Annotated in this window: 7 protein-coding genes; 4 read left to right on the forward strand and 3 right to left on the reverse strand. The window is 43.6% G+C overall.

The annotated features are described in order from the left end of the window. Window positions 1–120: 120 nt before the first annotated feature. The gene (topA, locus tag AB6D80_RS19680; protein ID WP_012603610.1) at window positions 121–2,751 is read right to left on the reverse strand and encodes a type I DNA topoisomerase; all 2,631 of its coding nucleotides are present in this window, start codon (window positions 2,749–2,751) and stop codon (window positions 121–123) included. Window positions 2,752–3,190: 439 nt separating this feature from the next. Here topA and AB6D80_RS19685 point away from each other — a divergent pair, with 439 nt between their 5' ends. Then, complete coding sequence (locus AB6D80_RS19685; RefSeq protein WP_009846345.1) at window positions 3,191–3,436, forward strand: YciN family protein; 246 nt, start codon at window positions 3,191–3,193, stop codon at window positions 3,434–3,436. 78 nt (window positions 3,437–3,514) lie between these two features. On the opposite strand, the gene aroA is transcribed toward AB6D80_RS19685, so the two are convergent. Beyond that, entirely contained in the window at window positions 3,515–4,795 is a 1,281-nt protein-coding gene (gene aroA / locus AB6D80_RS19690; protein WP_017097711.1) for a 3-phosphoshikimate 1-carboxyvinyltransferase, read from the reverse strand. Window positions 4,796–4,957: 162 nt separating this feature from the next. After that, window positions 4,958–5,413, reverse strand: coding sequence for a glycine zipper 2TM domain-containing protein (locus tag AB6D80_RS19695; protein WP_009846343.1), 456 nt, complete (start codon window positions 5,411–5,413; stop codon window positions 4,958–4,960). 53 nt (window positions 5,414–5,466) lie between these two features. Here AB6D80_RS19695 and aat point away from each other — a divergent pair, with 53 nt between their 5' ends. From aat to infA, 3 genes are all read left to right on the forward strand, one after another. After that, on the forward strand, window positions 5,467–6,177 hold the full coding sequence (gene aat, locus AB6D80_RS19700; protein ID WP_135443398.1) for a leucyl/phenylalanyl-tRNA--protein transferase: 711 nt from the start codon (window positions 5,467–5,469) through the stop codon (window positions 6,175–6,177). Further along, window positions 6,177–6,875 (forward strand): arginyltransferase, encoded by a 699-nt coding sequence (locus AB6D80_RS19705; protein WP_029223169.1) that lies wholly within the window; start codon window positions 6,177–6,179, stop codon window positions 6,873–6,875. Before aat ends, AB6D80_RS19705 begins: the two co-directional genes overlap by 1 nt. An 81-nt stretch (window positions 6,876–6,956) precedes the next feature. Beyond that, the gene (infA, locus tag AB6D80_RS19710) at window positions 6,957–7,175 is read left to right on the forward strand and encodes a translation initiation factor IF-1 (protein WP_001040192.1); all 219 of its coding nucleotides are present in this window, start codon (window positions 6,957–6,959) and stop codon (window positions 7,173–7,175) included. The last annotated feature ends 96 nt before the right edge of the window (window positions 7,176–7,271 follow it).

Consider the following 7,271-nt stretch of genomic DNA (forward strand, 5'->3'; position numbering starts at 1 on the left):
CCACAACGGTATGCTAAGAACAAAAATGCCGTTCACTCTTAAGTGAACGGCATTAAGCCTAATGGCTGCTTTTTTCATCAATAAAATGTCAACCCATATCAGATCGGGTCACACATTCAGTTACTTCTCTTTAGGCTTTTTACGTTTATCCGTAACTTCCCACTTACCGTCGATGTACAAAGCGGTCCAACCTGAAGGTTTACCGTCCACTTCGGTACGAACGTAGTTTTCTTTTGTCTTACGACTAAAACGAACTACTGTCGGCTTGCCATCAGGATCAGCAACCGGTGCTGATGCCAGATACTGGAATTTAGGTGAAATACGGTCTTTAAAACGAACCAGCTCTTCCACTAATGGTGCACGTGTTTCACGTGATTTAGGGAAATTACTCGCGGCCATAAACAAACCAGAAGCCCCATCACGAAGTACGAAGTATGCATCTGAATTTTCACATGGGAGTTCAGGGAAATGCACTGGGTCTTCTTTAGGTGGCGCTACTTCGCCATTCTTCAGAATCTTACGAGTGTTCTTACAATCTTCACTCGTACAGTCCATGTATTTACCGAAACGACCATTCTTCAAAACCATGTCAGAACTACATTTGTCACACTCAACAAGCGGACCATCATAGCCTTTCACTTTGAATTCGCCGTGTTCAACCACATAACCTTCACAGTTAGGGTTGTTACCACACACATGCATCTTACGCTTATCATCGATCAGATAAGCATCCATTGCCGTTTCACAAATCGGACAACGCTTTTTCGCTCGAAGTGCTGCGGTTTCAACGTCTTCTTCAAGAACGTTGATAATACCGTCTTCATCACCAAGGTTAATGGTTGTCTTACAGCGCTCTTTTGGTGGAAGTGCATAACCAGAACAACCTAGGAATACGCCAGTCGAAGCTGTACGAATACCCATTTTACGGCTACAAGTTGGACACTCAATATCGGTTTCAACGATATGATTTGGCTTCATGCCACCAGCGTCTTCATCTAAATCGGCTTTTTCCAAATCGCCTGTAAAGTCTTCGAAGAAGTTATCTAGCACGCCTTTCCAGCTTGCTTCGCCTTCTGCAATTTGGTCTAACTTCTGCTCCATACGAGCCGTAAAGTCATAGTTCATTAGGTCATTGAAACTGCCATCTAGACGGTCAGTAACAATTTCACCCATCTTCTCAGCATAGAAACGACGCTGTTCAACTTTTACATAACCACGGTCTTGAATCGTAGAGATGATTGATGCGTACGTTGAAGGACGACCAATACCACGCTTCTCAAGCTCTTTAACTAGCGCCGCTTCAGTAAAACGGGCTGGCGGCTTAGTGAAATGCTGTTTAGGGTCTAATGCGATTAGGTCTAGCTTTTCACCAACCTGTACAGCAGGAAGAATCGTATCTTCATTTTTACCCATTGGACGTTGAACGCGAGTCCAACCATCAAACTTAAGAATACGGCCTTTCGCTTTTAACGTGTACTCATCAGCTTTAACGCTTACCGTCGTTGAATCGTATTGCGCAGGTGTCATTTGACATGCAACAAATTGATTCCAAATCAGCGAGTAAAGCTTGTGTGCGTCCGCGTCTACGCCGTTTAGGTCTTCAGACTTAACATCGACACTCGAAGGACGAATCGCTTCGTGAGCCTCTTGTGCGCCCTCTTTGCTGCCGTATACAAGCGCTTTCGGTGGAAGATATTGTGCACCAAACTCAGAACCAATGTATTCACGTGCGGCTTCTACAGCTTCTGAACTCAAGTTGGTCGAGTCAGTACGCATATAAGTGATGTAACCCGCTTCATACAAACGTTGAGCCAACATCATGGTTTTCTTTACGCCGTAACCAAGACGTGTGCTCGCCGCTTGTTGCAGAGTCGACGTGATGTAAGGTGCAGACGGCTTACTCTTAGTTGGGCGGTCTTCACGTTTACATACTTCGTATTGCGCTTTTTCTAAAACGCTTACTGCAGCTTGTGTTTGCGCTTCATTATCAGGTTTAAACGCAACACCGTCTTTTTGAGCGACTTGCAGTCTGAAATCTGTTTTCTCTGCCGTTTTGGTATCAGCATGCACATCCCAGAACTCTTCAGGGATAAAAGCGTTGATCTCGCGCTCACGTTCAACCAGTAGTTTTACAGCTACAGATTGAACACGGCCAGCGGATAGGCCTCGTGCTACTTTTTTCCAAAGCAGTGGTGACACCATAAAGCCAACAACACGGTCCATAAAACGTCGTGCTTGTTGTGCGTTTACGCCGTCGATATTTAGCTCGCCTGGAGTTTCGAAAGCTTGTTGAATAGCATTTTTAGTGATTTCGTTAAAAACCACTCGTTTGTATCGCGTTTCATCACCACCGATGATCTCACGAAGGTGCCATGCGATAGCTTCTCCTTCGCGGTCCAAATCGGTTGCGAGATAAACATGGTCTGCGTTCTCAGCCAGTTTTTGCAATTCAGCAACGACTTTTTCTTTGCCCGGTAAGATTTGGTAATTCGCTTCCCACTCTTGATAAGGGTTGATACCCATCTTTTTAATAAGCGCTTTGCGATCTTTTTCTTTCTTGATACGAGCTTTATCTTCTGGGCTCATACCCTTGGTTGAAACTGCAGCAGCCTTTTGACCTGTACTTTGACCCGCCGTTGGTAAATCACGAACGTGACCTACACTCGACTTAACGACAAAGTCTTTGCCAAGATATTTATTGATAGTTTTAGCCTTGGCTGGCGACTCCACTATAACGAGCGATTTACCCATATTGACTCTAACGTCCTTAATCACGATGCTTCACCACCAACAATTTTACTTGTGGGCTTTTACGCATGATATTCTAAATTCATTGCTTCTTTTTTTACTATTGTGCGAGATTACTAGAAGATCAACCGCTTTTTTCAAAATTGGATCTGATCGCTCGACAATTCGACGACTCATAGAGAAAAGAGTCACAATATAAAGAAGCTATAAAGTACTCACTAAGAATACTTGCAAGAGCCTATTCATCAGGCATTACGTCTAAACGCGCTCATACTAAGCTTGTCGGCGAATCTAACGCGAGCCCCATTCAATTATTTTTGTCATAAATCACAAAATAAATTGTGGATGTTTGAAAAGACTCTCTTAATCGGTTGTGAAATCATTGAATTTCTAGTTCGACACCATAAACTCAACGTTATATTCAGTTATCAGAGATAAACTCATGACAAAGAAAGTAATAGCAGAATTTGATTTACTGCTTATCGCAAACCAAATTATCCAATCACATGATGACTACATTGAAGGCATGCGCGCAAACAGCGTAGTAGAAAAAGACGATGTACTCATTTTCAAAGGTGAATACTTCTTAGACAACAATGGAATGCCAACAGAAAATACAACCGCGGTATTTAACATGTTTAAGTACTTGGCGCATCACCTTTCGAAAGAATTTACAATTCAGCAATAATTAAAAAGCTTGCCATCTAGGCAAGCTTTTTTGTTCCTGGACCTTTATATACTTATCATTTTTATAGACTTAGTATTTTTATAGACTCAGCATTTTCAGCTTATCGAAGTAGTCAGGGAATGTCTTGGATGTACAACCTGGATCATTGATCGTCACCGGGGTGTCACTCAAAGCAACCAATGAGAAACACATCGCCATGCGGTGATCATCGTAAGTATCAATCGCCGCGTGCGTCAGTTCAGCCACAGGGTTAACAATGATGTAGTCTTCACCCTCTTCCACCTCAGCGCCTACTTTACGTAGCTCTGTTGCCATTGCCGCTAAGCGATCCGTCTCTTTCACACGCCAGTTGTAAACATTGCGGATTGCGGTTGTTCCTTTAGCAAACAGAGCCGTTGTCGCAATTGTCATCGCCGCATCTGGAATATGGTTATAGTCCATATCAATGCCTTTTAGCTCACCACAACGAGAGATAACGTAGTCATCACCCCACTCGATTTCAGCACCCATTTTCTCAAGTGCATCAGCGAATTGGATATCACCTTGGATACTGTTTTTGCCAATACCTGTCACTTTAATCTCGCCACCTTTGATAGCAGCGGCTGCAAGGAAATATGACGCAGATGATGCATCACCTTCAACCAAGAAATCACCGGGTGCTATGTAAGATTGCCCAGTTGGAATCACAAATTCTTGGTAGTCATTGTTGATAACATCCACACCAAATTGCTTCATGATATGCAGCGTAATATCGATGTAAGGCTTAGAAACCAATTCACCTTCGATTTTGATGGTCACTTCGCCTTCAGCTAAAGGTGCAGCCATCAAAAATGCCGTCAAGAATTGACTAGAGATAGAACCATCGATAGAAACTGTACCACTCTTTAGCCCAGTACCCGTGATCTTCAGCGGTGGGTAATTTTCGTTCTCTAAGTATTCGACGTTGGCGCCGGCCTCTTGCAGAGCAGTCACTAAGTGACCAATTGGACGCTCTTTCATACGTGGCTCACCAGTAAGAACGTATTCACCGCGACCTAAACAAAGTGCAGCAGCCAATGGACGCATTGCTGTACCCGCGTTACCTAAGAAAAGCTCTAGGGCTTTGTCACTTGAGAATGCACCACCAACACCTGTCACTTCACAAACTGTTTTGTCTGCAGACAACTGATAATCAACACCTAACTGTGTTAATGCATTCAACATATGACGAATGTCATCACTGTCTAGTAAGTTTGTTAGGCGAGTTGTTCCCGTTGAAAGTGCAGCCAAAAGAAGCGCACGATTAGAAACACTTTTTGAGCCAGGTAGGTTAACTTCCCCGCTCACTTTCTGAATTGGTTGTAACGTAAGGCTTTCCATTAGTTCTTATAGTCCTTGTACCACCCGAAGTCACTGGCGCGTATTTATTTTCGGGTGATGAATAATTCTTCGTACTTGCAGACTAACGAACTTTTCCGACGAACTCCAGAGCTAATCCCCTCAATAAAGGCGATTAATTAGCCAACCAAACACATTTACATACTAGTACACTAGATCAACTCGAACGCCATCTGAAAAATAGAGAATCCGCACATCATCACCCCTATTGAACAACATCGAATTGTCAACGTCTTGAATGATGTTAACCAGATTGTCATCCTTGGTTTTAACCAATAATTCAACGAGTTTATATTCCACCCGATATTGCGTATTGCCGCGATTACGAGCGATCCCCGCCCCCGCTACAGCACCAACCGCCGTTGCGACTTCTTTACCTGTGCCGCCACCAAACTGATTACCAACCAAACCACCAATTGCCGCACCCAACAAGGTTTCCCAACCATTCGCTTTCGACTCTACGATCTCCTGTTGGGTAATGTACCTGACCGTATCAACCTCACCGTAAACGACCTCATTCACTGGTCTGGCTTGGTTTCTGTTGTAAGCTGCATTTGCCAACATGGGCAAAACAAGTAAAATCCAAAGCAACTTCTTCATGGTAAAACTCCTAAAGACCTCTTGGTCAATGATTAATCTGTAATGCGGTACTTATGACTATATACCTAACCGAACTTGATACTACTAGTATAGAGTTTCCTTCGCCCTTTGACGCGCTTGATGAACCCAACGGTCTACTCGCGTTCGGTGGTGATTTGTCACCGATACGAATTCTGAACGCTTATAGCCAAGGTATATTTCCATGGTATGGCCCAGGAGAGCCTATACTTTGGTGGAGCCCTGCACCGCGAGCGGTATTTAATCCTAAGACATTCGAACCATCAAAAAGTCTTAAAAAATTTCAAAGAAAGCATAATTACCGTGTCAGCATCAACCAAGCGACGAACAGAATAATTGGTTATTGCTCTTCACTGAGACCCGAAGAGGAAACTTGGTTAAACAATGACATGCAAGCAGCCTACCGTGAACTCGCTTCATTAGGGTTCTGCCACTCAGTTGAGGTTTGGCAAGGTGACGAGCTAATTGGCGGGCTTTATGGGTTACAAAGAGGCCAAGTCTTTTGCGGTGAATCGATGTTCAGCCTGAAGACTAATGCCTCTAAAATTGCGCTATGGTACTTTTGTGAGCACTTTACACAATTCGGCGGACAACTCATTGATTGCCAAGTCATGAACCCACACTTGGAATCCTTGGGCGCTATCGAGGTTGATAGGGATGAATTCCTGAGTTCTCTTCGATTACTCAAAGAAACGTCCGTTAACGATGCATGTTTTAAAAAACAATGGCTAAAGGAAATGCCTTAATGAATCCAGATTTACAACAAATCAGAATTGGATTAACAGACAATCACGCTTGCAGTTACTTACCCCATCTCGAAGAAAGAGTGGCAGTCACGCTTGATGAACACATGCACACCGCAGATAACTATGAAGTTCTGCTTGCGAATGGATTTCGCCGCAGTGGAACAACCATTTATAAACCACATTGCGATAATTGCTCATCGTGCCAAGCGATTCGACTGTCGATTCCCGAGGTCAAGTTTTCCAAGAGCCAACGACGAATACTCAACAAGGCCAAAGCGCTGCGTTGGGAGCTGAAAGATGAAATGGATGACAACTGGTTTGACTTGTATAGCCGCTATATAACCGCTCGCCACCGTTCGGGAACCATGTATCCACCGAAGAAAGAAGAGTTTCTGCATTTCTCTAAAAATGAATGGCTTGCTACAAAGTTCATGCACATCTATGATGAGGGGCAGTTAGTCGGCATTGCCGTTACAGACATCATGTCTCACTGTACGAGCGCGTTTTATACCTTCTTCGACCCTGATATCGACATTTCCATGGGAACTCTTGGCGTTCTATTCCAGATCCAACATGCCCAGAAAGAACAAAAACAATGGTTATATTTGGGTTATCAAATCGATGAATGCCCTGCGATGAACTATAAAGTACGATTTCAACGTCATCAAAGGCTAGTAAATCAGCGGTGGCAAGGGTAGAATACGCGACAACTTTACATATTTTGATTTTAACGGCACAATCAAGCCGTTGAAAACCGCCAAATTTCGAAAGAGGATTAGATGGCTAAAGAAGACGTAATCGAGATGCAAGGCACTGTCCTTGATACTCTACCAAACACAATGTTCCGTGTTGAGCTTGAAAACGGTCACGTAGTGACAGCACACATCTCTGGTAAAATGCGTAAGAACTACATCCGTATTCTTACTGGTGATAAAGTAACTGTTGAGATGACTCCATACGACCTTTCTAAAGGCCGCATCGTCTTCCGTGCTCGTTAATTTTTAATTACCGAATACGATAAGAAGCGGAGCCCTCAAGGCTCCGTTTTTTATCGCCTGAACTTTTTACCACTCCAACAACACCAACCTCGCATC

This window comes from Vibrio sp. 10N.247.310.17, from assembly GCF_041466605.1.
GTDB classification, from domain to species: Bacteria; Pseudomonadota; Gammaproteobacteria; order Enterobacterales; family Vibrionaceae; genus Vibrio; species Vibrio tasmaniensis_A.

Coding starts and splice junctions, on each gene's coding strand:
- infA (WP_001040192.1), top strand. CDS start 6,957: ATGGCTAAAGAAGACGTAATCGAGATGCAAGGCACTGTCCTTGATACT.
- aroA (WP_017097711.1), bottom strand. CDS start 4,795: ATGGAAAGCCTTACGTTACAACCAATTCAGAAAGTGAGCGGGGAAGTT.
- topA (WP_012603610.1), bottom strand. CDS start 2,751: ATGGGTAAATCGCTCGTTATAGTGGAGTCGCCAGCCAAGGCTAAAACT.
- aat (WP_135443398.1), top strand. CDS start 5,467: ATGACTATATACCTAACCGAACTTGATACTACTAGTATAGAGTTTCCT.
- AB6D80_RS19695 (WP_009846343.1), bottom strand. CDS start 5,413: ATGAAGAAGTTGCTTTGGATTTTACTTGTTTTGCCCATGTTGGCAAAT.
- AB6D80_RS19705 (WP_029223169.1), top strand. CDS start 6,177: ATGAATCCAGATTTACAACAAATCAGAATTGGATTAACAGACAATCAC.
- AB6D80_RS19685 (WP_009846345.1), top strand. CDS start 3,191: ATGACAAAGAAAGTAATAGCAGAATTTGATTTACTGCTTATCGCAAAC.